The 25,621-nt window shown below is 55.1% G+C and carries 25 protein-coding genes; 1 reads left to right on the forward strand and 24 read right to left on the reverse strand.

The features are described 5' to 3' along the window. The 22 genes from B9Y55_RS08975 to ppsA all read right to left on the reverse strand — a co-directional run. The coding region (locus tag B9Y55_RS08975; protein ID WP_200806656.1) for a hypothetical protein at window positions 1-897 on the reverse strand (897 nt) is incomplete at its 3' end. 21 nt (window positions 898-918) lie between these two features. After that, window positions 919-1,578 carry a MotE family protein gene (locus B9Y55_RS08980; RefSeq protein ID WP_085545023.1) on the reverse strand — a complete coding sequence of 220 codons (660 nt, stop codon included), beginning with the start codon at window positions 1,576-1,578 and terminating at the stop codon, window positions 919-921. Between the two features lie 11 nt (window positions 1,579-1,589). Then, window positions 1,590-2,183, reverse strand: coding sequence for a lytic transglycosylase domain-containing protein (locus tag B9Y55_RS13620; protein ID WP_159448302.1), 594 nt, complete (start codon window positions 2,181-2,183; stop codon window positions 1,590-1,592). A gap of 5 nt (window positions 2,184-2,188) precedes the next feature. Further along, a complete protein-coding gene (locus B9Y55_RS08990; RefSeq protein ID WP_085545024.1) occupies window positions 2,189-2,653 on the reverse strand; it encodes a flagellar export protein FliJ in 465 nt (154 codons plus the stop codon). A 3-nt stretch (window positions 2,654-2,656) separates the two neighbouring features. Beyond that, window positions 2,657-3,997: a flagellar protein export ATPase FliI gene (fliI, locus tag B9Y55_RS08995; protein WP_085545025.1), complete on the reverse strand. Its 1,341-nt coding sequence runs from the start codon at window positions 3,995-3,997 to the stop codon at window positions 2,657-2,659. After that, window positions 3,990-4,853 carry a FliH/SctL family protein gene (locus tag B9Y55_RS09000; protein WP_085545026.1) on the reverse strand — a complete coding sequence of 288 codons (864 nt, stop codon included), beginning with the start codon at window positions 4,851-4,853 and terminating at the stop codon, window positions 3,990-3,992. The genes fliI and B9Y55_RS09000 overlap by 8 nt, the downstream gene beginning before the upstream one ends. Further along, the gene (gene fliG, locus B9Y55_RS09005) at window positions 4,846-5,838 is read right to left on the reverse strand and encodes a flagellar motor switch protein FliG (protein ID WP_085545063.1); all 993 of its coding nucleotides are present in this window, start codon (window positions 5,836-5,838) and stop codon (window positions 4,846-4,848) included. The genes B9Y55_RS09000 and fliG overlap by 8 nt, the downstream gene beginning before the upstream one ends. Before the next feature lie 46 nt (window positions 5,839-5,884). Further along, window positions 5,885-7,456 carry a flagellar basal-body MS-ring/collar protein FliF gene (gene fliF / locus B9Y55_RS09010; RefSeq protein ID WP_085545027.1) on the reverse strand — a complete coding sequence of 524 codons (1,572 nt, stop codon included), beginning with the start codon at window positions 7,454-7,456 and terminating at the stop codon, window positions 5,885-5,887. A 9-nt stretch (window positions 7,457-7,465) separates the two neighbouring features. Beyond that, the gene (fliE, locus tag B9Y55_RS09015; protein ID WP_085545028.1) at window positions 7,466-7,771 is read right to left on the reverse strand and encodes a flagellar hook-basal body complex protein FliE; all 306 of its coding nucleotides are present in this window, start codon (window positions 7,769-7,771) and stop codon (window positions 7,466-7,468) included. Between the two features lie 183 nt (window positions 7,772-7,954). Next, window positions 7,955-8,260, reverse strand: a complete 306-nt coding sequence (locus B9Y55_RS09020) for a hypothetical protein (RefSeq protein WP_085545029.1) — start codon at window positions 8,258-8,260, stop codon at window positions 7,955-7,957. Between the two features lie 116 nt (window positions 8,261-8,376). Next, window positions 8,377-10,248: a molecular chaperone HtpG gene (htpG, locus tag B9Y55_RS09025; RefSeq protein ID WP_085545030.1), complete on the reverse strand. Its 1,872-nt coding sequence runs from the start codon at window positions 10,246-10,248 to the stop codon at window positions 8,377-8,379. A 30-nt stretch (window positions 10,249-10,278) separates the two neighbouring features. Further along, window positions 10,279-10,902, reverse strand: coding sequence for a transglycosylase SLT domain-containing protein (locus tag B9Y55_RS09030; protein WP_159448298.1), 624 nt, complete (start codon window positions 10,900-10,902; stop codon window positions 10,279-10,281). A gap of 554 nt (window positions 10,903-11,456) precedes the next feature. Further along, on the reverse strand, window positions 11,457-11,879 hold the full coding sequence (gene flgC / locus B9Y55_RS09035) for a flagellar basal body rod protein FlgC (RefSeq protein WP_085545032.1): 423 nt from the start codon (window positions 11,877-11,879) through the stop codon (window positions 11,457-11,459). Next, window positions 11,879-12,277, reverse strand: coding sequence for a flagellar basal body rod protein FlgB (gene flgB / locus B9Y55_RS09040; protein WP_085545033.1), 399 nt, complete (start codon window positions 12,275-12,277; stop codon window positions 11,879-11,881). Before flgB ends, flgC begins: the two co-directional genes overlap by 1 nt. Window positions 12,278-12,318: 41 nt before the next feature. Continuing rightward, a complete protein-coding gene (gene codY / locus B9Y55_RS09045) occupies window positions 12,319-13,110 on the reverse strand; it encodes a GTP-sensing pleiotropic transcriptional regulator CodY (RefSeq protein WP_085545064.1) in 792 nt (263 codons plus the stop codon). A 73-nt stretch (window positions 13,111-13,183) separates the two neighbouring features. Then, on the reverse strand, window positions 13,184-14,596 hold the full coding sequence (gene hslU / locus B9Y55_RS09050; protein WP_085545034.1) for an ATP-dependent protease ATPase subunit HslU: 1,413 nt from the start codon (window positions 14,594-14,596) through the stop codon (window positions 13,184-13,186). Next, window positions 14,596-15,126, reverse strand: coding sequence for an ATP-dependent protease subunit HslV (hslV, locus tag B9Y55_RS09055; protein ID WP_085545035.1), 531 nt, complete (start codon window positions 15,124-15,126; stop codon window positions 14,596-14,598). The genes hslU and hslV overlap by 1 nt, the downstream gene beginning before the upstream one ends. Before the next feature lie 4 nt (window positions 15,127-15,130). Beyond that, window positions 15,131-16,006: a tyrosine recombinase XerC gene (locus B9Y55_RS09060; protein ID WP_085545036.1), complete on the reverse strand. Its 876-nt coding sequence runs from the start codon at window positions 16,004-16,006 to the stop codon at window positions 15,131-15,133. Between the two features lie 139 nt (window positions 16,007-16,145). After that, the gene (gene trmFO / locus B9Y55_RS09065) at window positions 16,146-17,483 is read right to left on the reverse strand and encodes a methylenetetrahydrofolate--tRNA-(uracil(54)-C(5))-methyltransferase (FADH(2)-oxidizing) TrmFO (protein WP_200806657.1); all 1,338 of its coding nucleotides are present in this window, start codon (window positions 17,481-17,483) and stop codon (window positions 16,146-16,148) included. Beyond that, the gene (gene topA / locus B9Y55_RS09070; RefSeq protein ID WP_085545038.1) at window positions 17,480-19,618 is read right to left on the reverse strand and encodes a type I DNA topoisomerase; all 2,139 of its coding nucleotides are present in this window, start codon (window positions 19,616-19,618) and stop codon (window positions 17,480-17,482) included. The genes trmFO and topA overlap by 4 nt, the downstream gene beginning before the upstream one ends. 18 nt (window positions 19,619-19,636) lie before the next feature. After that, window positions 19,637-19,903, reverse strand: a complete 267-nt coding sequence (locus B9Y55_RS09075) for a hypothetical protein (RefSeq protein WP_085545039.1) — start codon at window positions 19,901-19,903, stop codon at window positions 19,637-19,639. 123 nt (window positions 19,904-20,026) lie between these two features. After that, on the reverse strand, window positions 20,027-22,402 hold the full coding sequence (ppsA, locus tag B9Y55_RS09080; RefSeq protein WP_085545040.1) for a phosphoenolpyruvate synthase: 2,376 nt from the start codon (window positions 22,400-22,402) through the stop codon (window positions 20,027-20,029). 211 nt (window positions 22,403-22,613) lie between these two features. On the opposite strand from ppsA, the gene B9Y55_RS09085 reads away from it, so the two are divergent. After that, a complete protein-coding gene (locus B9Y55_RS09085; protein ID WP_085545041.1) occupies window positions 22,614-23,705 on the forward strand; it encodes a PucR family transcriptional regulator in 1,092 nt (363 codons plus the stop codon). Window positions 23,706-23,721: 16 nt separating this feature from the next. Here the strand turns inward: B9Y55_RS09085 and B9Y55_RS09090 are convergent, their stop codons facing one another. Both B9Y55_RS09090 and dprA read right to left on the reverse strand, forming a co-directional pair. Further along, window positions 23,722-24,537 carry a pyruvate, water dikinase regulatory protein gene (locus tag B9Y55_RS09090; protein WP_085545042.1) on the reverse strand — a complete coding sequence of 272 codons (816 nt, stop codon included), beginning with the start codon at window positions 24,535-24,537 and terminating at the stop codon, window positions 23,722-23,724. 27 nt (window positions 24,538-24,564) lie between these two features. After that, a complete protein-coding gene (gene dprA / locus B9Y55_RS09095) occupies window positions 24,565-25,620 on the reverse strand; it encodes a DNA-processing protein DprA (RefSeq protein ID WP_085545043.1) in 1,056 nt (351 codons plus the stop codon). Window position 25,621: the final 1 nt, after the last annotated feature.

Genomic DNA, 25,621 nt, shown 5'->3' on the forward strand with positions numbered 1-25,621 from the left:
CGCTGGACCTGATTCCACAGTCTCCGCTTTTATAGTCGGTTCGGATGCCGTGGACTCGGCCTTAACCGCCGTTTCCATTTCCGCCTGCCCTGGGACCTGTGACTGTGGCTCTGCCGCAACCGGAGCTGGCTGAGCGGCCTCCGGCTTTGCCGAAGGTGCTACCTCGCCGCTTTGGACGGGGGCCTTTACCGGAGAGCCCGTCTCTGCCGACTTGGGCTTTGTCGGTACCCCTTGGGGTTCCGTCGAGGGGTAGGCCCTTGGAACCACCCGATCCGGTTCTAAAGGATCGGTCTCAGCGGTTATCTCGGAGACCAAGGGCTGATCCTTCTGAACCGCTGGGCCTGATCCTGCGGTCTCCGTTTTTATCGTTTGCTCCGATGCCGTGGACTCGGCTTTAACCGCCGTTTCTATCGTCTCCATCTCTGCCTGCCCTGGGACCTGTTGCTCTGTGGCTACCGCTTTATGGATTACCGGCCCTAGCAGGGAGCTCAGCAGGTCGTCGATCTGGGAGCTGGATATGTCCTCTACGTTTATCTCAGCGTTGCCGTCGGCTAAAGAGGCGTCGCTATCGCCTTCAGCGGTTCCTTCCACCTTTGAGGCGACCATAGTTCTATCGCCGTCCTCTAATGGAGTGGCAAAGGAGGGCATTTTAAGACGTCCGCCTTTCGAGGCCGTGGAGAGAAGGTCTGAAAGCAGGGACGCCACCGTCTCCGGCCCCTCTTCAGGTCGAGTTTTTTGAGCTTCCTCTGGGACTTCCGCCTGTTGGGCAGAGGTGTTGTAAAGAAGGCTCTCGAAACGACCATGGCCCTCACCTTTTGCTTTCGGCGATGAGGGCACGATCCTTTCGGTTTCGTCTGCATTAGGTAAAGCAAAAAGCCTGTCCGCTCCGATGAGCATGGCTGAACCACCTACCGTTCTCTATTTTGCCAGCTGTTCCGTCAGCCACGCTGCCTTGGTCGCGTCCATGCGTCCTAGGATTCCCGCTGCCTCGTCTTCCGGAAGGGATCTGAGCATCCTTACCGCCAGTTCAGGATTGAGGTTTTCCACTATCTTCGCCGCCCGCCTGGCGGATATTTCCTGATAGGTCCGCACCACTCGATCGAAGATCTCCTGTTCGCTCTGAGAGAGCTCTTCGCCCGGGACCTCCGCCTCTTTGGCGGCCAGCTCTTCCTCCGCTTTAGCTATAGCAGACCCTCTTTCCATCAGGTCCGAGGAGAGCACCCCTAGCTTTGAGCTGAGCTCGTTGAGATCCACTTCCCGCTGGGCGAGGAGATCCTCCCACTGGCGAAGCTCGAAGATTCTCCGCTCCTCTACCGTCATGGTGTAGACCGGAGGTATGTCCAGAAGCTCTACGAGTTTTTCGCCTACGTAGGGGAGTTTAGGGGCCATGGAGAACACCATAGGTCTGGCGTCCCAGATTCCGCTGAGGTGGAGTCCCGCCAGAGACGCAGGAAAGGCCATCAGGAGGAATAGCAGAAAAAGCCGTTTTCGACTCTTTTTGCTTTTTTCCTTTTCTTTTTTTATGGCAGCTTTATCCTCCGCCGGTGTTGTCGTCTCTTTATTTCGTTCCTCCGCCACCAGGTCCCCTCCTATCCGTTATACAGTTTCAAAACTTTTTTCACGTAGGCCTCTGTCTCTTTGAAGGGAGGTATGCCTCCGTATTTGTCGACCCGACCTGGACCTGCGTTGTAGGCGGCCAGGGTTTTCTCCAGGTCTCCTGAATATTTCTCGGACAGTTGGGCTAGGTACTTGACGCCACCTTCGACGTTCTGCACTGGGTCTTTAGGATCAACTGCGAGCATCCTCGCGGTCCCGGGCATGAGCTGCATAAGTCCCATAGCGCCTTTTGGAGAGACTGCGTCGGGCCTCCAGGCGGATTCAACCGATATGACCGAACGGACCAGTTTTTCGTCCACTCCATACCTGGAGGATATCTCCTCTATGGCCGAGTTTAGGTCGTTATCTCCCGGCGATAGCCTGCTTCTTAAGACACTGGCTTTGCCGGAGATAGGGACCTCCGGCTTTATCACAGAGGTAGCTGAGGTCTCCTTGGTTTTAGCGGCTTTCGCTAGTTCCTCTTCAAAGGTCTCTTTTGGGACAGAGGGGGTGCCGTATATCCGGCGATGGATGGAGGTGATTCGGTCCATAGCCTGTCTCATTCCGCTGAAATCCGGTCCGGTCATCCTTGTCACTGGAGGTTCCCTCCTTCTCTGTTTTTACGGTCGTGGAGGATTCCCGCCATGTCGTCCACCACGATCTGATCCCGTCGATTCATTTCCTTTTCCCACTGGAGTATCATCTGCTCCAGGTACATTTCCACTTTGCGGACGTCTTTGTGTCTTTCCACCAAGATGGCCTCGACCTGATCTATCCTTTTTCTCAGGTGAAAGATCTCCACGATGCCCTCTTTTATGTGGTCTTCCGTTCGGGATATGTCTTCGCTGCTGATGCGGAGTTCGTCTATGGTGACCTGTCCCTGGGCGACCTGGGAGAATCGGTCCATGTAGAGCTGTTTTTCGTCTCTCAGTTTTTTGAGTTTATCTATGAGGGCGTTTTCCTGGGCCCTTAGGTCGGCCATCTGCTTTTGAATCAGATCTCTGGCCATTTCTCGGGCCTTGAGGATCCGCCTGAACCGGCCTATCCTCTCCCTCATTGTCTAGGCCTTTTTCGTCGGTGCTATGGCCGAAAGCACCTTAGAGGATTCGTCGAAAGAGGCACTTTCGTTCATCCCCTGCCTTAGAAAATCCTCCACCTGAGGGAGGTTATCCAGGGCCCAGTCCGCTTTTGGGTTGGAGCCTTTGTGGTAGGCCCCGATGGTGAGAAGGTCCTCGGTCTCGGCGTAACGGGCCAGCACCTCTCTGAGCCTTCCGGCCCCTTCGAGGTGACTCTTTTCAACTATAGAGGGCATTACCCTGCTGACGCTGTTGAGTATGTCTATGCAGGGGTAGAAGTTTCGAGCGGCTATCTTTCGGGATAGCACTACGTGGCCGTCGAGAATTCCTCTGACGGTGTCGGCGACAGGCTCGTTCATGTCGTCCCCTTCGACTAAAACGGTGTATATGCCGGTGATGCTGCCTCTGTAGCCCGCCCCCGCCCTCTCCAGCAGCCTTGGCAGTATGGCGAAGACCGAGGGGGTGTAGCCTCTGGTGGCAGGAGGCTCCCCTACCGCTAGGCCCACTTCCCTCTGGGCGTAGGCCACTCGAGTTACCGAGTCCATCATCAGGAGGACGTCTTTGCCCTGGTCTCTGAAGTATTCCGCCACCGCTGTGGCGGTGAAGGCCGCTTTTAACCTTACCAGAGGAGGCTGATCTGAGGTGGCTATAATTACTACCGATCTCTTTAAGCCCTCCGGGCCTAAATCCCTCTCGATGAACTCCCGAACCTCTCGGCCTCTTTCGCCTACCAGCCCTATGACGTTTATCTCCGCCTCGGTATTTCGGGCCATCATGCCGAGCAAGGTGCTTTTTCCAACTCCAGATCCGGCGAAAATTCCTATTCTCTGCCCTCTTCCTAATGTGAGAACTCCGTCAACCGCTTTGACCCCCACAGGCAGAGGCTCGGTGATGTTCTGTCTTTTGAGGGGGTGGGGAGGGGCGGCGTAGAGGGGGTAGAATTCGCTGGATCCCACCGGGCCTTTGTCGTCCATAGGGCGGCCCAGTCCGTCCAGGATGCGGCCTAAGAGGCCAGGACCGACGTTTACCCCCAGAGGACGGCCCATAGAGACCACCTCACAGCCTGGACCTATGTCTCTGAGCTCCCCTAGAGGCATCAGGAGGACTCGGTCGTCCCTGAAGCCGACCACCTCCGCCTCCAGGTTGTGCTTGCCCTTTCGGAACCTTATGTCACACAGGTCTCCGACCCGGACGTCTGGCCCTTTTGACTCTATGACCAGACCTACGACTTTGGAGACCCGTCCGTTTATCCTGACGAAGTCTACCTGAGATATTCGAGAGTCCAGAGAGTCCCAGAGGGACCTGAAATCGGTGGCTTCATTCACGGTTTTTTCCCTCCGTAAGGACCGCCTCTACCTCGGTGCTTATCTGCTCCAGCTGGGTTCGCCAGCGGGCGTCGTATATACCGAGGCCTGTCTCCACGATGCAGCTTCCTTTGTCCACTTCGTCGTCGGCCATGAACTCTATGTTTCTGACCCCTCTGACAAGCTCCCCGAAGTTGCCCCTCTGGGCCTCTATGGCGTCTAGGTCCTCGGGGTTGAGGTAGACCCTTATGTCCTCTTTTTCGCTGGCCCTGGAGAGGAGGTTTTTAAACAGCCTGAGGGCCGCCTCCTGATCGAAGGCGACCTCTCTGACCAGAAGACGGGAGAGCACTTTCTGCCAAAGCCTTATGAGCCTGTAGGGGTTGGCCGCCAGGAGCTGCTCCAGGTCCTTCTGGATCTGGTCGTGGACGGTGTTTAAGATCTCCACCGAGCCGGAGAGCTCTTTCTCCAGTTCCGCCCTGATCTCCGCCTCCAGTTCCGACCTTCCCAGCGTGAAGCCCTCTTCTTTTCCGGCGGCGAAGCCCTCGGCGTGGCCTTGTTCGACCGCCGCCTGTCTGTCTTTTTCCGATTGCTCCAAAAAGGCTTCCATCTGCTTTTTCTGGCTATCCCTGTCCGCTTCCATTCGAGCTTCGATGTTCCCTATTCGAGACTGGGAGTCTTTAAGCTGCTTTTCCAGCTGAGCACAGGAGCTCTTCCATCGGTCTAACTCCTGTCGGAGAAGGTCCTCCTGAGAGGGCTCCTGGAGCTCGTCTTCCGGGAGAAGTTCCTCCGGCGAGGGCTCCGGTGGGGCTCCTATACGGACGGCGTCGGTCAGCACCCTCGCCGCCCTTATGAGCCGTTGGCGTCCAAGATCAGACAATCAGCTCTTCCTCTCCGCCTCGGGCTATAACGATCTCTCCGGCGTCCTCCAGGGCACGGACGACGTTGACGATCTTCTGCTGAGCTTCCTCTACGTCCCGCACTCGAACGGGCCCCATGTACTGCATGTCTTCGGTGAGCATATCCGCCGCCCTCTGGGACATGTTTTTGGTGAATTTGGTCTTGAGGTCCTCGGTGGCCCCTTTGAGGGCCAGCCCAAGGTCTTTCATCTCCACCTCTCGAAGCACCCTCTGGATGGAGCGGTCGTCCAGGCCGGAGATGTCCTCGAAGACGAACAGTCTCCGCTTGATCTCCTCCGCCAGCTCGGGGTCGTTTTCCTCGAGGTTTTCCATGATGTTTCTCTCGGTGCCTCGGTCCACCCGGTTGATGATCTCCACCACCGAGTCGATTCCGCCGGCCATGGTGAAGTCCTGGCCTATGACGGTGCTGAACTTTCTCTCCAGAACTCTTTCGACCTCTCTGAGCACCTCCGGGGTTATACGGTCCATCTTGGCTATACGCTTTGTGACCTCCGCCTGCATGGTGGCGGAGAGACGACCTATTACCGCCGAAGCCTGTTCAGGGGTAAGGTAAGAGAGTATCAGTGCGATGGTCTGAGGATGTTCTCCCTGGATAAAGCTTATGAGCTGCTGAGGATCGCTGTGCTTCATGAAGTCGAAAGGGCGAACCTGGAGGCTGGCGGTTATCCGGGACAGAAGGCTCTGGGCCCTCTCCGGCCCTAAGGCCTTCTCCAGAACCTCTCTGGCGTAGTCCACCCCTCCCTGGGCCATGTATTCCCTGGCGAGGATGAGCTCCTGGGCCTCTTTTAAGACCGCCATTCTCTGGTCCGACGATACCTTTCGGAGGTTGGCTATCTCCAGGGTCAGTATCTCTATGCTGGTCTCGTCGAGATGCTTATAGGACTGAGACGCCACCTCGTTTCCCAGGGTGACCATGAGGATGGCTCCTTTTTGTTTTCCCTTCATCTGCACTCTAGACGACGTGTCTTTGGCCAAGTGAATCCCTCCTAGGCTAGTCTTCCACTATCCACTCCCGAACGAAGGCGGCAAATTCCTCCGGGTTGTTGAGAGCGTAGTTCCTGATCTGCTCCTCCAGCACCGCCATCTCCCCCTGTCCTTCAAGCATTCCAGGGGACGTGAGAAGGTCCTGAAGGCTGGGGACTTTGCCTGCGTCGTCGGTCTTTCTGGCGGCGTCCAGGAGACGCTGTTTTCGACGCTTTTGGTACCACAGATAGGAGCCGATGCCTAAAAGGACCAGGAGTATTATGAGGACCGCCAGTATGACTATCATCCTCTGACGCTGCTCCGCCGCCAGCTGTTCCGCCATGCGGTCCGCCAGGGTGGTGGAGAACTTCATTGACTGGATGGCTATCTGGTCTCCTCTTTCGGCGCTGAAGCCTACCGCCGGAGCGACCAGAGCCCTTATGTCCTCAAGCTGTTCTGCGGTGAGATCTCCGTCCACCAGTACCGATGCGGTGAGCCGTCTGACCGACCCAGGTGTCTCTACGCTTTCCGATTCGTGGGTGGTTATCTCGTAGTTTGTGGTGGTCTCCGCTTTGTTGTACTCACCTGAGCCAGATCCGTTGGTGGCGATAGCGTAGCCCGGGATGTTGGTGGTGGTGCCTGGAGCTCCTCCCGCAGGGCCTCCGGTGCCTACGTAGCTTTCCTCCATGTTCTGCTGGCTTCTGATCACCCCTTTGCCCGTTGGGCCGGGGATGAACTGTTTGGAGGCGTTTCTCTTTTTGTCCAGATCGAGGTCCACTTTTATCCTGACGACGACGCTTCCTGGACCGAAGACCCGCTCCAGCATGGCTCGGACTTTCCGCTCCATCTCCCTTTCGTGCTGTCTCTCCAGCTCTCTTTGTACCGAGGAGACGGTTCTGGTGGTTCCGTCGGTGTATATGAACATATCGTCCTCTAACATGTCGGAGAGGACGTTTCCATCGGTGTCCACCACCGACACGTCGTCGGGGACGAGACCCTCTACGCTGTGGCTGACTAGGTGTACTATGGCCTTTATATGCTCCGGGTTTATGGAGGTGCCTTTTTTGAGCCTGATAAGCACCGAGGCGGTAGCGGGCTGTTGCTGCTCCAGAAAGAGCTGAGGCTGAGGGAGGACTATGTTGACCCTGGCGTAGTCCACCGCGTCTATCTGGGTCACCGTCCTGGCAAGCTCTCCCTCCAGGGCCCGGACGTAGGCGATTTTCTGCTGAAATTCGCTCATGCCCATTTTGGAGTCGTCGAAGAGCTCGTAGCCCTTTACCCCTCCTTTAGGGAGGCCTTCTCTGGCCAGTTCAAGCCTCACCTCGTAAACTCTGTCCTTAGGCAAGAGTATGGCGTTTGCCGCTGGGTCCAGCTTGTAGGGTATTTTGTTTTCCTTGAGGTAGGCGGCTATGGAGGCTTCGTCCCTTATCTCCAGGCCGGAGAAAAGGGGCTCCCAGCTTTCACTGCCCGATAGGGCCACTACCGCCACCAATCCCAAAAAGACAGCACCGGTGACCCCCACCAGAGTGAGCTTCTGCCACTTCAGGAGGGACGACCAAAACAGGGCTAACTTTTCTTTTGCGTCGGAAAAACGGTCCATAGGGGAAAACTAAACGGGCATCCGGCCAAGTTGCTGATAGGCGTCTACCAGCTTGTCTCGGACCTGGACCATAAGCCGGAAGGCCAGCTCAGCCTTCTGCACCGATCCGACGACTTCCGATACGTCGTCTACGTCTCCTAGAGCCAGTCTCTGAACCATAACGTCCGCCTCTATCTGCATGTCGTTTACCCCGATAACCGCTTCTTTGAGGACATCCTCAAAGGGCTTTACCGGGGCGGTTTTATGCCTAACCTCTCGCCCCAGGTCAAACCCCTGAGCACCGACCTTAGCAAGATCTAATCTAACGCCATCCAATTTAAAACTCCTCCGATCCTTGATCTGTCTGAGAGAAAGATATTACCGGGTTTTATTGTATCATGTCACCGATAAACGGTAGGTATATTGGTCCTAGGGAGATTATATAGATACTGATCCTTTGGACTCAAAAGCGAAAATAGCCACCTCTTAGGGCGGCTATTCCGTCTTTTGCTATGGGTTTTAGAGCTGATTCAGGATCTGAACTTTTTTAACCATGACGTAGGTCCGTCCGCTGCCCAAGGAGGACCTCAGTTCACCGGCTACCCATATGGGGGTGTTCTCCTCCTGCTTCTCCAGCCATTGGATGACCTCAGGATCAAAGGCCCTCATCCGAAGGAAATCTACTCTGTTGCTGCCATCCATGTCCCGATACTCTCTCTTAAGGGAGAACTCGGTGTACTTGCCTAAACGGTTCTCCCCGCAGGAATCCCCTTTGATAAAGTGAAGAACCCCCGAAAGGTAGACGTCATTGACCAGTTTTTCCATCCTTTTTCCTCCTCAGCTATTCGTCATAGACTTACCGTCCTCCGCCTTTCGGCGCTCCATTCTCCTACCTACAAGATACCATATGTGCGGCGGTAAGAGCAAACAATGCCGCTATATCAGCACAGAGCTTTTTCCATTACCGAGCTGAGGTGGCGACTGAAGGCCGCTGGATCCTTTAGGGCTCCACCTTCCGCCAGAAGTGCCTGTCCGTACAGGACGTGACAGAAGGGGATCAGGCTCCCTTTATCTTCCTCCATCAGGGAGGTCATTTTCTTGAGGACCTGGTGAGATAGGTTTATCTCCAGGATTCTCTTGACCTCCGGGACGTCTTTGCCCATGGCTTTCATTATCCTCTCCATCTGAGGGGTCATGTCGTCCTCATCGCCTACGATACAGGCAGGAGAGGATTTGAGCCTGGAGGATATTTTCACGTCTTTAACGGTGTCCTTCAGGGTCTCTTTTATGAAGCTCAGCAGGGAGGTCCCGTCCTCTTCAGGCTCTTCCTTGGGCTCCGATGCTCCCTGAGAGGCCGATTTGAAGGATTTTTCGCCGAAACGAGCCCCTTGGACCCATATTTCATCCACCGGGTCCGCCAGGAGTAGAACCTCCTCACCGGCCTCAAGAAGTGCCTCTAGGTGGGGGGAGTTCCTGAGAATTTCCACCGACGGTCCGGTGATGTAGTGGATGTCCTCCTGATCGGCCTTCATTCTGGAGATATATTCTTCCAAGGTGGTCAGATCCTGCCCTGCGGTTGATGAGAAGAGGCAGAGTTTTTTTATCGCATCTCCGTTTCCGTCGTCCTGGGCGAGCCCTTCCTTTAGGACCGTGCCGAACTCTCGCCAGAAGGTCAGATACCTGTCTCTGTCGTCGGAGAGGATCTTTTTGAGGGACTGAAGGACCTTTCTGGTCACTCCCTTTTTTATGGCCCTTACCTGTCTGTCCTGCTGGAGTATCTCCCTTGAGACGTTAAGAGAGAGATCCTCCGAGTCGACCACCCCTCTGATGAATCGGAGGTAGCTGGGAACGATGTCCTTACAGTCCTCCATTATCAGGATCCTTTTGACGTAGAGGTTTACGCCGGAGGTGCCGTCCCTCATGAAAAGGTCGTAAGGAGCCTGAGAGGGTATAAACAGGAGGCCGTGCATCTGGGACATTCCCTCGGTGGTGAACACTATCCTCTCGAGAGGGTCTTTCCAGTCGTGGGCCACATGGCGATAGAACTGGCGATATTCTTCCTCCGATACCTGATCCTCGGGCTTCATCCAGAGGGCTTTCATGGAGTTAAGGGTCTGGTCCTCAAGGACGGTCCCGCTCTCCTCTGCCTTAGGTTTTTCCACCTGCATTTTTATGGGGTAGGAGACGAAGTCGGAGTAAGACCGAACTATGTCCTGGATCACCCACTGGGAGGTGTAGTCCTTCAGGCCGTTTTCCGGGTCCGCCTCTTTTAGCTTTAAGGTAACCGTGGTCCCGCAGGTGGGCCTGTCGGCCTCCTCAAGGGTGTAGGTTCCATCCCCTGAGGACTCCCATCTCCAGCCTTTTTCCTCTCCCGCTTTCCTGGTGAGAAGAGTGACCCTGTCGGCCACCATAAAGGCGGAGTAGAATCCGACGCCGAACTGGCCTATGAGCATCTCCGCAGGATCTCCCTCTCTACGCTCTTTCAGCCTTTCGAGGAACTCTCTGGTTCCCGATTTGGCTATAGTGCCTATGTAGGCGATTATCTCATCTTTGGTCATACCTATTCCGTTGTCGGAGATCGAGAGGTTTCGGTCCTGCTGATCCCTGACTATACGGATGAAAGGATCCCCCGCCACCTCAGCGAGGTCGGGGTCGGTGAGAGACTGAAGGTGGAGCTTATCCAGAGCGTCCGATGCGTTAGAGATGAGCTCCCGGAGAAAAACGTCTTTGTTTGAGTAAACCGAGTAGATCATCATGTCCAGGATCTGTTTTGCCTCGGTCTCAAAGCTGTAGGTTTCTTTCACGACACTCATCGTGGCTATTCCTCCTCCTGTTTTCGTTTTTTAAATTCTCTGCAACTCTTTTTTGAAGGTGCTCTTGTATCCCATGATCTTCCTTACGTAGCGGGTTCCCGAGGTGCCTAGATATCGGTGGAGAGCTTTGTCCATGTTTCCACCGCTGTCGTTTAGGTATCTTGACAGTATCCAGGTTCCAACTAGTATGTTGTTTCTCGGGACCATCAGGTCGTTTAAGGTCTTTATCCAGGGGAATTTTGCTGCTATGGATTTTTTATGTACATTCCAGTTTATCTGCATAAGGCCGTGGGCGTATCTGGACCGGGCGTTAGGCCTTACGGTGGACTCTTTTACGATCATAGCGGCTATAAGGGCCGGATCGTTTATTCCGAACTGGGCACAGGCCTCCATTATGTAACCGGCGTACTGGATTCCCGCTGAGGTAGACACCTCTTTGTTATATCGCTGGAATCCTTTAGCTATGGCCTTTAGCCTTTCGTCGGGCTTTGGCTCAGCCCTTTTCGCTACCGTGTAGGACGATCTGTACTGGTTTCTTATGTACTCGTCCAGTACCTTAGCTTTCTCCACATGGCTCTGAGCTAGCCCCGAGGGGGCAAAGATCAGCACCAGAAGCAAGGATAAAGCCAGGGCGGGGGGGGATTTTACAGCCACGCTCATCACTCTCCAGTTCCGTCGTTTTTCCGAGTAAAGCAGCTCCGGTTCCTGCATAGCTAAAGGGAACCTCTAAAAACTACCCTTCGAGTCCCCTCGAAGAGACCGTCCCGCCTGCGCCCTGTTTCGCCCAGGCGTATACTCGACCTGCCTGTTCCGTACGAACCGCCTCGGAGGGCACGTCCTGTGCCCCCTCGGCTTGGGGCGACGTCCTGTCGCCCCATTCGACTACACGACGGCAGGTCGAGTATACGGGCTCAAATGGGCTCCGTCGAAACGATCTCTCCGAGGATTAGAGTTTTTAGAGGTGCTCTAAAGCAAAACCGATGGCACTAAAAAGCTAAGAACTCCATACAAATCATGTAGCCAGGACAGAGATACGTCAACACGGAAAATAAATTAGAATACCTAGGGTAAAAGCGAGTATATAGCTTTCCCTTAGGACTTTGAAGCCTTGGAAGGACAATTTTACAAGACCAAAGCATTGCCATCAAGGCCACAGGGGGGACAAAAAGAGAGCCCTGGATTTTAGGGCTCTCCGTAAGACCGATGGATCACCCTTTCAGTATATCGAGGGCGTTGTTCCACATGTTTTTAGCCGAGTCGGTCACAGCTAAGTTGGCCTCGTAGGCTCGGCTAGCTACCATCATGTCCGCCATTTCCCTGACTACGCTGACGTTAGGCATAGACACATAGCCCTCGTCGTTAGAGTCGGGATGATCGGGCTGATAGACCAGCCTAGGGGCGGAGGATTCGTCTTTAGCGATCTCCGCTACTTTGACCCCTCCTTTGACCTTGCCGTCGCTGCCTATTTCGTCCAGTATCTGCTGAAAAACCGGAACCCGCCTGAGGTAAGGGCCCCCTTCAGGGGTTCTGGTGGTGTTGACGTTGGCCAAGTTCTGGGAGATGGTGTCCATCCAGAGCCTGTGGGCGGTCAGCGATGTTCCCGCTACGTCTATGGTGCTAAAGACTTTCATCATCGTCCTCCTATGGCGGTTTTATAGATCGAGACTTTTTTGGTGAGAAATCTGGTCATGCCGGTGTATCCCAACCTGGCCTCGGTCATTTTTGCCATCTCTATCTCCGGGTCGACGTTGTTTCTGTCCAGCCTATAGAGCTGATCGATTATTCGATCCTCTCTGGGAACCACGTCCTCGGTGCTTTTGGCGTGAGTGGACATATGCTTAGGGTCCGTTGACGCCATAGGCAACCGGTCAGGGCCGTTTATGACGTCGTTTAACTGGTCCTCGAAGGAGACCTCCCGTCTGGCGTAGCCAGGGGTGTTGACGTTAGCCAGGTTCTGACCGACAGCCCTGAACCTGTGGGACAGGCCCTGAAGGTCTTTTTCCATGATTTTCCATGTTTTATCGAACAAAAAAACCACCTCCGGTCAGAGAGCTTCTGGCTAAGAGAGAGTTACTCTTCCTCCTCCTGGGAGAACTCCAGCCCAAGCTCCTCTATAAACAGGGGACTGAGAACCTTTATAAAGGTACCTTTCATTCCCAGGCTCCTGCTCTCTATTATACCCGCACTTTCCAGTTTGCGAAGGGCATTTACGATCACGCTTCTGGTTACTCCTACCCTGTCGGCGACTTTGCTGGCGATGACGACGCCCTCGTAGGATCCAAGTTCACGGATGATGTGCTTGATGGATTCGACTTCCGAGTAGGAAAGGGCTCTCATGGCCATCTGGACGACCAGTCTCTCCCTGGCTCTCTCCTCTATGACTTTGGTCCTGTCGTGAAGTATCTCTATTCCAACCAGGGTTGCCAGGTATTCGGCCATTACGAAGTCCTTGGTGTGGAAGGTGTCGCCAAAGCGGACGAGCATGAGGGTTCCAAGACGCTCGGCGGCTCCGTAGATAGGCACGAAAAGGGCGTCTTTCTCAGGGCCTTCCTCTTTATCCTTAGGATCGTCGAAAATATAGGCGTCAGGCTTGCTCATGAGGGTCTCTCTCTGCTGGTTGAGCCTCTCCATGAAGCTCTCAGGCATGTAGCCTTTCTCCAGGAAAGCCGCTATGGCCTCGGAGTGATACTGGCTGACCCAGGAGTAACCCATTATCTGGCCCTCTCTGCTCAATATGTAGACGTTAGCGGTGGAGAACTCCCCTAGGAGCTTCGCCAGCTTGCTGTAGTCCGGCTTGGTTCCCTCTCTCCTGCTCTGAAGAGCCCTGCCTACTAGCCTGGTCTTTTCAAGCAAATCCTGCATTTCGTCCGCACAGCTTACTACATTAGTCTTTATATCTTCCACGTAAAACCCTCCTTGATTTTCCTTGCTTTCACTAAAGCAGGTATCTTCTTACGTCGCTGTCTTTTACGAGAGGACCGAGCTTATCCTGGACCATCGATCGATCCAGAGTGAGGGTCTCTCCCTGTCTCTCTGGAGCGGAAAAGCTTATTTCCTCCAGAAGCTGCTCTATCATGGTATGGAGCCGCCTGGCCCCTATGTTTTCCATTTCGGCGTTCATTCTCTCCGCCAGAGAGGCTATTTCGTCCACTCCGTCGTCGGTGAACACCAGTTTTACCTTTTCAGTTCCCAGCAAAGCCTCGTACTGCTGGAGCAGGCTGTGGTGGGGTTCGGTTAGTATCCTGGAGAGCTGGCCTTTGTCCAGAGGTTCGAGCTCGACCCTTATGGGGAACCTTCCCTGAAGCTCTGGGACCAGGTCCGAGGGCTTGGTCTGATGGAACGCTCCGGCCGCAATGAAGAGTATGTGGTCCGTGGAGACCTGGCCGTGTTTGGTCTGTACCGTGCAACCCTCTACCACCGGAAGGAGGTCCCTCTGGACTCCGTCACGGCTGACGTCGTGGCCTCCTGAGGATCCTTTTGAGACTATTTTGTCTATCTCGTCGATAAAGACGATACCCTCTTCCTGGGCTTTTTCGAGCCCAAGCCTGGTGGCGGCCTCTCCGTCTATGAGTTTTTCCGCTTCCTCTCCCTGAAGGACCCTGAGGGCGTCTTTGACCTTCATGGTTCGCCGTTTTTTCTTTTTAGGCATGAGGCCCCCCAGCATTTCGCCGATGTTCATGCCCATTTCGTCCATGCCCATTCCGCCCATCATAGGGATACCGAGCTGGTGGCTCTCCTGGACCTCTATCTCCACTTCCCGATCGTCCAGCTTGCCCTGGGCCAGGAGGTCCATGAGCTTGGACCTGGTGGACTCCCTCATACGGTCTTCCTCCGGCGTCTCGGGCTCGGCGTCCTGTTGGTCACCGCTAAGGCCTTTCATGACGCTCATGAAGGTCGGGATACCGCCGCCTTGGGGCTTTCTGGAGGGGACCAAAAAGTCTATAACCCTCTCTCTGGCCTTCTCCATGGCGGGCTCCTGAACGTCTTCGAGCATCTTCTTTCGGACCATCTGAATGGACATCTCAACCAGGTCTCGAATCATCGATTCGACGTCTCGGCCCACGTAGCCTACCTCGGTGAACTTAGTGGCCTCCACCTTGACGAAAGGGGCGTTCACTAGCTCCGCCAGGCGACGGGCGATCTCGGTTTTACCTACCCCAGTAGGCCCTACCATGAGGATGTTTTTAGGGGATATCTCCCTTGCGAGTTCGGGCTCCAGCAGTCTCCGTCTCATTCTGTTTCTGAGGGCTACAGCGACCGCCCTTTTGGCTCTGTCCTGACCTACTATGTAGCGGTCAAGGTATTTGACTATCGCCGAGGGGATCAGGGAGTTTCCGTTTAAAGGCATCACCGTAGCACCTCCATGGATATAACGTCGTCGGTGTAGATACAGATACTGGCGGCGATCCCCAGGGATTTTTTGGCTATGATGTCGACGGTCCAGTCGCTGCATTCGAGGTATGCCCTGGCCGCCGCAAGGGCGTAGGCCGCCCCGGAGCCGATGGCCGCAGCGTCGTGCTCGGGCTCTATTATGTCTCCCGCACCGGAGAGGAGGATCGTATGCTGTCTGTCGGCCACCAGCATCATGGCCTCCAGACGGCGAAGCATTCTGTCGGTTCTCCACTGCTTTCCCAGCTCTACCGCCGCCCTCATGAGGTTGCCGCTGTGCTCGTCGAGTTTTTTCTCGAAGAGCTCAAGCAAGGTCATGGCGTCGGCGGTGGATCCGGCGAAGCCGGCCAACACCGATCCACCGTGGAGTCGCCTCACCTTTACGGTATTGGATTTGATTATCTGGTTTCCTAAGGTCATCTGACCGTCTCCGGCCATGGCGACGGTGCTCCCTTTTCTGACGCAGAGTATCGTTGTTCCTTCAAACATCTTATCAACCTCCAGCCCTTGGATGGGCCGATTCATAGCTGGACCTCAGGTGCTGAGCGGTTATCCGAAGATATACCTGGGTTGTGGTGAGGTGCTCGTGCCCAAGCAGCTCCTGAACGACCCGAAGGGACGCTCCGCCCTCCAGGAGATGGGTGGCGAAGCTGTGCCTGAGAGAGTGAGGAGACACGTCGCTCAGACCCGCTCTGGCAGCCGCTTCCACAACGATTCTGTGGACGGTCCTGACGGTCAGGTGGCCGCCCCGCTTGCCTGGAAAGACAAAGTAATCGTTAGGGGACTGGGCCTTTATGCCCATCAACGCTTTTTGGGCCATAGAGCAGAATGGGACCGCCCTCTCTTTGGAGCCTTTTCCCATAACCTTGAGCCATCGCTCCTCGAGCTCTAGGTCCTCCCACTTGAGGGAGACCACCTCCGCTACCCTAAGTCCGCTTCCGTACATGAGCTCCAACAGGGCGCCGTTTCTAAGGCCCTGGTCGGAGTCGTATGCCATGTCTATGACCTTAAAAACCTCTTTCACCGATATAGCTCTAGGAAGTCTCTCGGAGATAGAGGGCCCCCGAACCCTGCTCGAGGGGTCTCTGTCTATGAGGCCCTCTTTTTTGAGGTGCTTCATCAGGCTTTTTACGGCGGAGAGCTTTCTGTTGACCGACGCCGGAGCAAATCCGTATCCTGAGAGGGTCCTTATGAAGCTCCTGATAAGGTTTATCTCCAGATCCTCGAGGAAGGGCTTTTCCTGGCCCTCCAGGTAGTCGGAGAACTGTACCAGATCCACGCCGTAATTTGTGACCGTATGGATAGAAGCACCAGAGCTTTGAATACGATGAATAAATCCATCTATAGCGTCACAAATATGAATACTCATTGCGGTATTGTACCACCCTGAAACAAATATGTACACCCATTCGGAAAAATCGAAAAAGGAGGGGTATCCCTCCTTTTTCGGTATCCATCGATCTAGGCGTGACGAGGAATGATACCACAAAACCCTACAATTGGGAATATTATCCGGTCAGATCCGAAACTATCCAGTGGTCCTCGAGGAGATAGGCCTCCATGGCTTTATCGGCTATCTCCGATACCGCCCGGCATCGCTCGGGCTTTTCTTTGATCTTGACGTTCAGCTTAGGGAATATCCCCAAGTTTACGTTGGTGGGCTGAAATTTTTTTACCGTGTCGTCCCCTAGCCTGTAGAGCAGCGAACCTAGAGCGGTTTCTCTAGGCCATTTCGGGAGAGGTCTGCCGGAGAGCTCCGCTGCGAAAGCCAGCGATGCCACCAACCCCATAGCTACGCTTTCGACGTAGCCCTCGACTCCCGTTATCTGTCCCGCTAGTCTCAGGTTTTCCCTCCCCTTCACCTTTAAAGAGCGATCCAAGACCTCCGGTGCGTTGACGTAGATGTTTCTATGCATAACGCCTTTTCGGACGAACTCGACTTTTTCAAGGCCAGGTATCAACCGAAAAACCCTCTCCTGCTCTCCCCATCGAAGGTTGGTCTGAAAGCCAACCATGTTGTACACCGTTCCTTCCGAGTTGTCTTGACGGAGCTGGACTACGGCGAAGAACCTTTTGTCGGTGACAGGGTGCTCCAGGCCTACAGGCTTTAGAGGGCCAAAGCGGAGGGTGTGGAGGCCCCTTTCAGCCAGGGCTTCCACAGGCATACAGCTCTCAAAGTAGGGTATTTTTCTCTCGAAGTCGTGCCTAGGGGCCCTCTCGGCGGACATGAGAGCCTCGTAGAAGGCTATATACTGCTCTTCGGTCATAGGGCAGTTTATGTAGTCTCCGCCCTCTTCCTCCGAGTAGCGATCCTTACGATAGGCTATTGACATGTCGATGGTGTCGGTGAGGACCAAGGGAGCAGCGGCATCGTAGAAAAACAGCGAGCTCTGACCGGTTATCTTGGCTAGCTCCAGGGCCAGAGGTTCGGCGGTCAGAGGACCGGTGGCCATTATCACCGGTCCGTCGGGAATAGCTTTGACTTCCTCGGCAACCACCTCTATGAGAGGATGATCTTTGATCCTCTCGGTGACGGTGCAGGCGAATCGGTCTCTGTCCACCGCCAGCGCCTTTCCTGCGGGCACCGAGGCCCCGTCGGCACAGTCCATTATAAGGCTCCCTAGCTTTCTTAGCTCCCTTTTGAGGATGCCTCCCGGGGTGGTCTCGGTGTCCCCTCCTAGGGAATTACTGCACACCAGTTCGGCGAAAAAATCGGTGTGGTGGGCGGGAGACCTGCTCTCGGGCCTCATCTCCATCAATTTCACCGGTATCCCCCTCTGGGCCAGCTGCCAGGCCGCTTCGCTTCCCGCCAGGCCAGCTCCTATCACAGTCGTCTTTTCCATCATTCCGCCCCTTTACGTCCACAGGAGGCGCAGATCGGGGTTTTAGACCGGCCCTTGAACTCCATATCTCCACCGCATTCGGGACATTTCTCCGCCGCTGGCCTGTTCCACGACACGTAATCGCAGTCAGGGTAGCGGGAACAGCCGTAGAAGGTCCTGCCCTTTTTGCTTTTCCTCTGGACGACTTCGCCGCCTTGGTCTTGGCCGCATTTAGGGCATATGACTCCCACTTTTTTCAGTATGGCCCTGGTGTATCGGCACTCAGGGTAGCCGGAGCAGGCTATAAACTCGCCGAAGCGACCTCTTTTTTTGACCAGGTCCTTGCCGCACTCGGGACAGCTTTCGCCGATAGGCTCAGGAGGTGGAGGGGGAATTTTAGGGGCTTTTTCCGCTTCCTCTATGGCTCTGGTGAAGGGCTCCCAGAAAAGGGAGACTACGTTGACCCAGTCCCTCTGCTGCTCCTCTATCAGGTCCAGCGATCCCTCCATGGTAGCGGTAAAGCCGGGGTTCACTATAGGGGAGACGCTCTCTCCGCCGAAGTGATCCAGGAGAAAGTCGTCGACGATCCTCCCTAAAGCGGTAGGGACCAGATGCCTATCGTCGTCTTTTTCCACGTAGGCCCTGTCGTAGAGGGTCTCGACTATAGAGGCGTACGTAGAGGGACGGCCCACACCTTCCTCCTCCAAGGTCTTTATAAGGCTGGCCTCGGAGAACCTAGCAGGGGGCTTTGTCTCTTTTCTCTCGGTCAACACATCGTCCACGGAGAGAGACTCGCCTTCTATCGCAGGGGATATCAGGTCGTCTTTAGAGTCTATAGGCCATATTTTCCCCCATCCGTCGAACCGCACCACCGCCCCTTTCTGTCTGAGGCCGTAGGGGCCGGAGAGGGCCTCCAGCACCGTGTTGTCTATCCTTGCCGGGGCCATCTGGGACGCTACGGTCCTCTTCCAGATCATGTCGTAGAGCCTAAACTGTTCTGGCGACAGGACTTCCCTAAGCCCTTCCGGTGCGAGAGAGGGATCGGTGGGCCTTATGGCCTCGTGGGCATCTTGGGATCTGCCGGAGGCGGTGAACAGGTTGGGCTTTTCGGGCAGATAGTTTTCCCCCCATCGAGAGAGGACCGTTGACCTTATGGCGGAGATGGCTTCAGGGGCCAGCCTCAGGCTATCGGTCCTCATGTAGGTTATAAGCCCTGTTAGTCCTTTCCCCGGGACGTTTACCCCCTCGAAAAGGGACTGAGCGACTCTCATGGTCCGCCTAGGAGAGTATCCAAGCCTTCTGGCGGCCTCCTGCTGGAGGGTGCTGGTTTTAAGGGGAGCAGGAGCCTTTCTACGTCCCTCTCTGGTCATAAAGGAGGAAACGATGATGCCCTCTCTGTGCAGGGTTTCGGAGATGTGCTGGGCCATCTCCTCCGAGTCTATTTTAAGGGGCTTTCCTTTGACCATCAGGGATTTGCCGTCCCGCTTCTCCACCTTGAGCCGGTAGGACCGGTCATCCTCTGAGCTCGCTTTAACCTCTACCGCCCAGTAGGGCTGAGGTAGGAAGGCCTCTATCTCTTTCTCCCTGTCGCACAGTATGGTCAAGGCCACCGATTGGACCCTGCCGGCGGAGAGACCGTACCTTATCTTCTTCCACAGAAGGGGGCTTAAGGTATAGCCCACCAACCGATCGAGCACCCTTCTGGCCTGCTGGGCGTCCACTTTAGCCATGTCCACAGGTATAGGCTCGTCCATAGCCTGGACCACCGCGTCTTTGGTTATCTGGTGAAAAAGCACCCGACAGGGGCTGCCGGGGTCTATTCCCAGAAGTCCCGCCAGATGCCAGGCGATGGCCTCCCCCTCCCTATCGGGGTCGGAGGCCAGAAGAACCCTGTCGCATTTGGATGCCAGGGACTGAAGTTCCTTTTTTATCTTAGCTTTACCCTTTACCAGTATATACTCCGGCTTAAAGCCATCGTCCACGTCTATGGCCAACCGGCTTTTGGGCAGGTCAACTATATGGCCGACGCTGGCCTTTACGGTGTAGCCAGGTCCCAGTATTTTAGTGAGGGTCTTGGCTTTGGTAGGAGACTCTACTACCACCAAGGTCCCTCCGGTGGAGGCTCGTGGCTTTGCCGGTTCTTTTTTCGCTTTTGCCATGTCAGACCTCCTCTTTACTCAGCAGATCCAGGTAGGGGCCCTGTCGTTATGGCGGAGAGCCAGCTCCGGGCCGTAATATTTATCCAGAAAAAAAGTGTCCACTAGAGCACTGAAGATTTCGGCGTCCACAGGCCTTCTCTGAGACCTACCGAAGGAGACCGCTTCGTCGATGGCCTTCTCGACCACCTCTCTAGGGACGTCTATACAGGCCAGGTACCTATACACCATGGTCTGAGCTTCCATATCCAGGTATCTTCTCTCTATATCGTGCAGCGTTCTAAACAACGGCATCAATTCCTCGCTCGGAAATATGGGAAACGTCGCACATTGTACCTTCACCAACGGAGTTGTCAACCTAAATGTACAGAAAAAAGGCGAGAGACATCCCAGCCTCTCGCCTTTTTTTCGTTAATTATCCCTGTAAAGGCTCCTTATGCCGTTAAGGATGAGACGCTGCTCAACACCGGCGACCAGCTTTCTGGTGTAGGCCACAGTGTCGGGGTTTACGCTCATGCTGTCTATGCCGCACTTGACCAGGAACTCGGCAAAATCGGGGTAGAGGGATGGCCCCTGGCCGCAGATGGAGCAGGTTATTCCGTGCCTGTGGGCTGCCTTTACTAAGGTCTCTATGGCCCTGGTAACCGAGATGTTTCTCTCGTCGAAGTATCCCATGGTGTTGAGGATGCCCGAGTCACGGTCCACCCCCATGACAAGCTGGGTGAGGTCGTTGCTACCTATGCTGAATCCGTCGACCATCTGGGCGAATTCGTCGGCGGCGAAGACCACCGCCGGGACCTCAGCCATTATCCAGAGCTTGAAGGATTTGTTACGGACCAACCCCTCGGAGGCCATGATTTCCTTGACCTGCTCGAGCTCCCAGGTAGTCCTGACGAAGGGCAACATGACCCACACGTTTATGAGGCCGAACTCATCTCGGATCTTTTTTATGGCCTGGCACTCGAGGCGGAACCCTTCCTCGTATTCTTTGGAAATGTACCGGGATACCCCTCTCCAGCCTATCATAGGGTTGTTCTCCTCGGGCTCTACCTCCTCGCCTCCCTTAAGCCCCCTAAACTCGTTGGTCCTGAAGTCGCTGAGGCGAACCACCACCGGCCTGGGATAGACCGCCTGGGCCACGGTGGTGATAGAGTCGGACATGGCCTCGACCAGTTTCTGGCCTTCGCCGTTTCTGACTAAGTACATAGGGTGGACACCTAGGCTGTTGAAGATAAACTCGGTCCTCATAAGTCCGATTCCGTCGAAGGGGAGGTTTTTGTACTTGTCCACCACCGACGAGTCTCCTAGGTTCATGTATATTTTTGTTCCCGTCACCGGGGCCAGGTCGTAGACCATGTCCCTGTTGTAGCCAGAAGCGGCACCGGGAGCCACAGGAGAGTGTTTGTCCTGGTCGGAGGACAGGGACACCGCACCATCGTAGACAACCCCCCTTGTGGCGTCCACGGTTACGGTGGCTCCTTCGGCAAGTCTGGCCGATCCGTCTTTGCTGCCGACTATACAGGGTATGCCGAGCTCTCTGGAGACTATGGCTGCATGACAGGTCCTGCCCCCTTCGTCGGTGACCACCGCTGCGGCCCTCTTCATGGCAGGGACCATGTCGGGGTTGGTCATGGTGGTGACCATTATCTGCCCCTGGGTTACCCGGTCTATTTCATCCATGTCCTTTACGACCACCACCTGACCGGAGGCTATTCCAGGGGAGGCCGCCAGGCCCCTTACCAGTACTTTAAGGGTTTTTTTGTCCTCCACTTTTGTCTCCTCCTTGGATTCCTCTTTTTTTAGGGTGGTTACCGGTCGGGCCTGAAGGATGTAGAGCCTGGATGTGTCTCCGTCGAAGGCCCACTCCACGTCCATGGGGAAGCCGTATAGATCCTCTATCCTCTTTCCAGCAATCCCTAAGGTTTTGATCTCCTCGATGCCCAAACACTGTTTTGTCACGAACTCGGGGCCCAGGTACTCCGCTACCGCCACCGATACGGTGCCCTGGTCGCCGCTTTTTTCGACGACCAGGGTTCTTTTCTCCGCCACGTTACAGTCCATGAGGGCTAGGTCCCTTTTGTCCAGAACGTATTCGTCAGGGGTCACCATGCCCGAGACCACCGCCTCACCGAGACCCCAGCTGGCCTCGATCATTATCTGGGAACGGCTGTCGGTTATGGGATTTGCGGTGAACATGACTCCCGATCTCTCGCTGGATACCATTTTCTGGACCACCGCGCTGAGGGCGACCTGGAAGTGATCGTAGCCCTGTTTGCTCCGATAGTAGGTGGCCCTGGCGGTCCAAAGGGATGCCCAGCAACGGCGAACGTGGGCCACCACCGAGTCGGCCCCTATGACGTGGAGGTAGGTGTCCTGCTGACCGGCGAAGGAAGCGTCGGGCAGATCCTCGGCGGTGGCGGAGGAACGAACGGCGACCCTTAACCCTTCAACTCCAACCTTTCTCTCCAGGTCTCCGTAGGCGGTTATCATCTCCGCCTCCATGTCCACCGGGATAGGGGTATCCTCTATTATCCGCCGGACCTTTTCGCAGGCCTGGCCCAGCTCCACCGAGCTCTCCAAGTCGACGCTCTCGACGATAGAGCGAATTTTATCGCCTATACCGGCGCCTTTTATGAAATCGGTGTAGGCCTGGGCGGTGACGCAAAACCCAGGGGGAACGTCTATGCCTTTTACGGTGAGCTCTCCCAGGTTGGCTCCTTTGCCCCCAACCACAGGGACGTCGTCTTTGCCTATTTCGTCAAACCAGCGAACGTATTTATATGCCATAAAAAATACCTCCAGAGGAATCTTAGTTTTCTCAACAGCCCTATTATGCCTTCACCGATGGCCCAATCCATGGTAACATAAAACGAAAATACACCGCATTTATCATTTTAAAGAACAATAGGACATAACCAAAGGTCTTTTTTATTTTATAAAACAAAAAAACAGGGAGTGAGTTGAGATAAATTACGATAACGTTCCTCACAGGGTCTTTATGGAGTTGATTCAGGACAGAAAGGGAACGGAGGATATTCTGGAGGCTATGAGAGGTTTTTTGCAGAACGTGGCCTTCTGGGACAGCATCACAGGAAACGTCCACGTCGCCTCTAGGTCGAAGCGTTTTATAGCTCAGGTTCGACAGATGCCTCTTCACGAGCTGGTAGCTATATATCCTCACGGTACGGTGGAGGAGGGAGGGGAGAAGCTGGGATACGTCCTCTATTATCACGGAGAGGAACTGGATCGAACCACCGGCGAGGAGGCTTTGGCTTTCGGGCTCACCGCTTTAAGGGTATCCCTAGGAGGAAGACGACACCTTATCCAGGAAAATCAGCAGGTAAAGGAGGAGGTCGTCAGAGGGCTGGTGGCGGGAAACAAAAAGCTGGCGGAAAGAGCTATCAGGAAGGCGGGCTCTATGGGCTGGCAGATGTCCGGGGCTGTGGCGGCGGTGGTGGCGGAGCATACAGGAGTGGGAGATCTTTCCGGGGCCATAGGTCTCCTTTCGGGCTGGTTCAGATCTCGACGGCCTGGGGGGATACAGGGGACGGTCAACGACGATCTTGTTTTGATCGTCCCGGCGGAGGATCCAGGTTGGAAGGGGAAGCTGGAGCAGGAGCTTATGGATTACGTCGGTCTCTCGAAGTCGAAGGTGCCTTTCATGATAGGGGTCGGTTCGGAGGTGGCGCCGATGGACCTGGGGGTAAGCTACTCTCAGGCCAGAGAGGCCACGGAGATGGGACAGAGAATCGGCCGCTCTGTGGCCTTCTGGGAGGATATGGAGGTATTGGGGATTCTGTCCTCGGTGCCCTGGACCGATAGGACGAGAGGCTTTATAGAACGCCGTCTAGGCGCTATAAAATCGGAAAAAGACGGAGAACCTCTGAGGTCTCTGAGGGCTTTGGTCCGGCGATCCTGGAACCTTAAAGCGGCGGCGGCGGATCTGTCTATCCACTACAACACCATGAGATACAGGTACGAAAAACTGCTCTCCGCCACAGGACTGGACGACGACAACCCCTGGGCGAGGATCGGTCTGGGGCTGGCTGTCCTTTTGGACGAGGTCTCCGAGGACATGGGACGAAAATAGGGCCGCGTCAGCGGCCCTATTTTAACAAGTCAAGTATTTCCTGGGCGGTCTCCTCTATGGCTCGACCGGTGACGTCGAAGACTTTGGCTCCAACCCTTTTCATCAGCATTTTGGCGCTTGCGAGCTCCTTTTCGACCCTGTCCCTCTGGGCGTAGGACGCCTTTGCCGGATCCAGCCCCAACATCTGTAACCTCTCACGCCTTATCTGGATCAGTGCGCTTGGCTCTATTACCAGGCCTATGACCTTGCCCTCGGACAGACGAAATAGTTCGTCAGGAGGGGACAGCTCGGGGACAAGGGGAATGTTACCTACCTTGTAGCCCTTGTTGGCAAGGTACATAGAGAGAGGAGTCTTACAGGTCCGGGAAACCCCTAGTATGACCAGGTCCGCCTCCTCCAGAAGATGGGGGTTGCTTCCGTCATCACAGGTTATGGAGAACTCTATGGCCTTGACCCTTTTAAAATAGGCCTCGTCCATCTGGTGCATAAGCCCCGGCTCCTCCAGAGGTTCTACGCCGAGATGGGAGGAAAAGGCGTCCATGAGGGGACCGAATATGTCGACTAGCTCCACACCTTTAAGAAAAGCCTCTTTCCTGAAGGCTTCCCTTATCTTTCGTTCCACCAAGGTACAGACCATAACCGCACCGGCCTCTTTGGCCTCGAGACAGACCGCCTCCGCCATGGAGGGATCTTTTATGTACCTATGTCTGGTGAACTTAATCCTTTTATCGGGGAACTGTCTGGCTGCCGCTAGGGATACGCTATGGGCGGTCTCTCCGGTGAAGTCGGAGACTACAAAGATGTGTAGATCGTGGTCGTTTTCGGCGAGCATAAAGGAAAACCCCTCTTCTTTTTTGTTCTAGGGCACGGCACTCCACCGGCCTGGTCCTGAACGATAAACCTTCCCCTCCATCTCTAAGGAGACCAAAGAGGCCATCACCTCTGGGACGGAAAGCCCCACCCTGCTCGCCAACTCGTCTAAGGTCACCTTGCCCGACCTTTTAACCCCCGATAGGACCGGGGATATCCCTTTTTCCTCGAAGAGATCCATCTGTCTACCTCCTGACAGGAGGTGGACAAAGTGATCCAGATCCCAAAGGGGTTGGGCACCGTCGAAGATAAGCCGGTTAGAGCCTTTACAGACCTCCCGGTCTATAGGGCCTGGAACGGCCCATATCTCTCTGCCTATCTCACCGGCTATCCTGGCGGTTATCATAGACCCCCCTGTCACAGGGGATTCCACCACAACCACCTGGCTGGCTAACCCCGCTATCATACCGTTTCTTTTGGGAAAATTCCACCTCCGACCGATCTCTCCCATGGGGAAACGGCTAAGAAGACCTCCGCCATTTCTTAAAATAGACCTAAAAAGACCGTCGTGGCCTCTGGGATAGACCACGTCAACTCCGGTGCCTAAAACCGCCAAGGTGTATCCTCCGCCGTCCAAGGCTCCTGAGTGGGCCGCTCCGTCCACTCCTGAAGCCCCTCCGCTTACAACAGATATATCGGCCTCCGCCAGCTTTCGGCCTAAAGACCCGGCGACCTGGGTGCCGTAAGGAGTGCATCGTCTGGTCCCCACCACCGATACCGACGATAGGGAGTCTTTCAGATTGCCCCTAAGATAGAGCACCGGAGGAGGATCGTCGGTGTCCATAAGCCCTGAGGGGTAGTCTCTCTCTCCGAAGAATATGGTCCTCACTCCGACGGCGGCACACCGGTCGAGCTCTTCCTCCGGCCAGGAGGAGTTCAGGAGGTCTTTGCCTCTTTGCCATAGAGCCCTCTTCACACCTAAAGACAGGGCCAGATCTCTGTCGGACCAGAGGTCGGCGAGGTTGATCCCTTTATCCCTGAGGGCCCGAACAAAGGCCCCTCCTCGATCGGAGAGGCGATTTACGACCAATAGCTCTCTGCTCATA

Source organism: Dethiosulfovibrio salsuginis (assembly GCF_900177735.1).
GTDB lineage: Bacteria > Synergistota > Synergistia > Synergistales > Dethiosulfovibrionaceae > Dethiosulfovibrio > Dethiosulfovibrio salsuginis.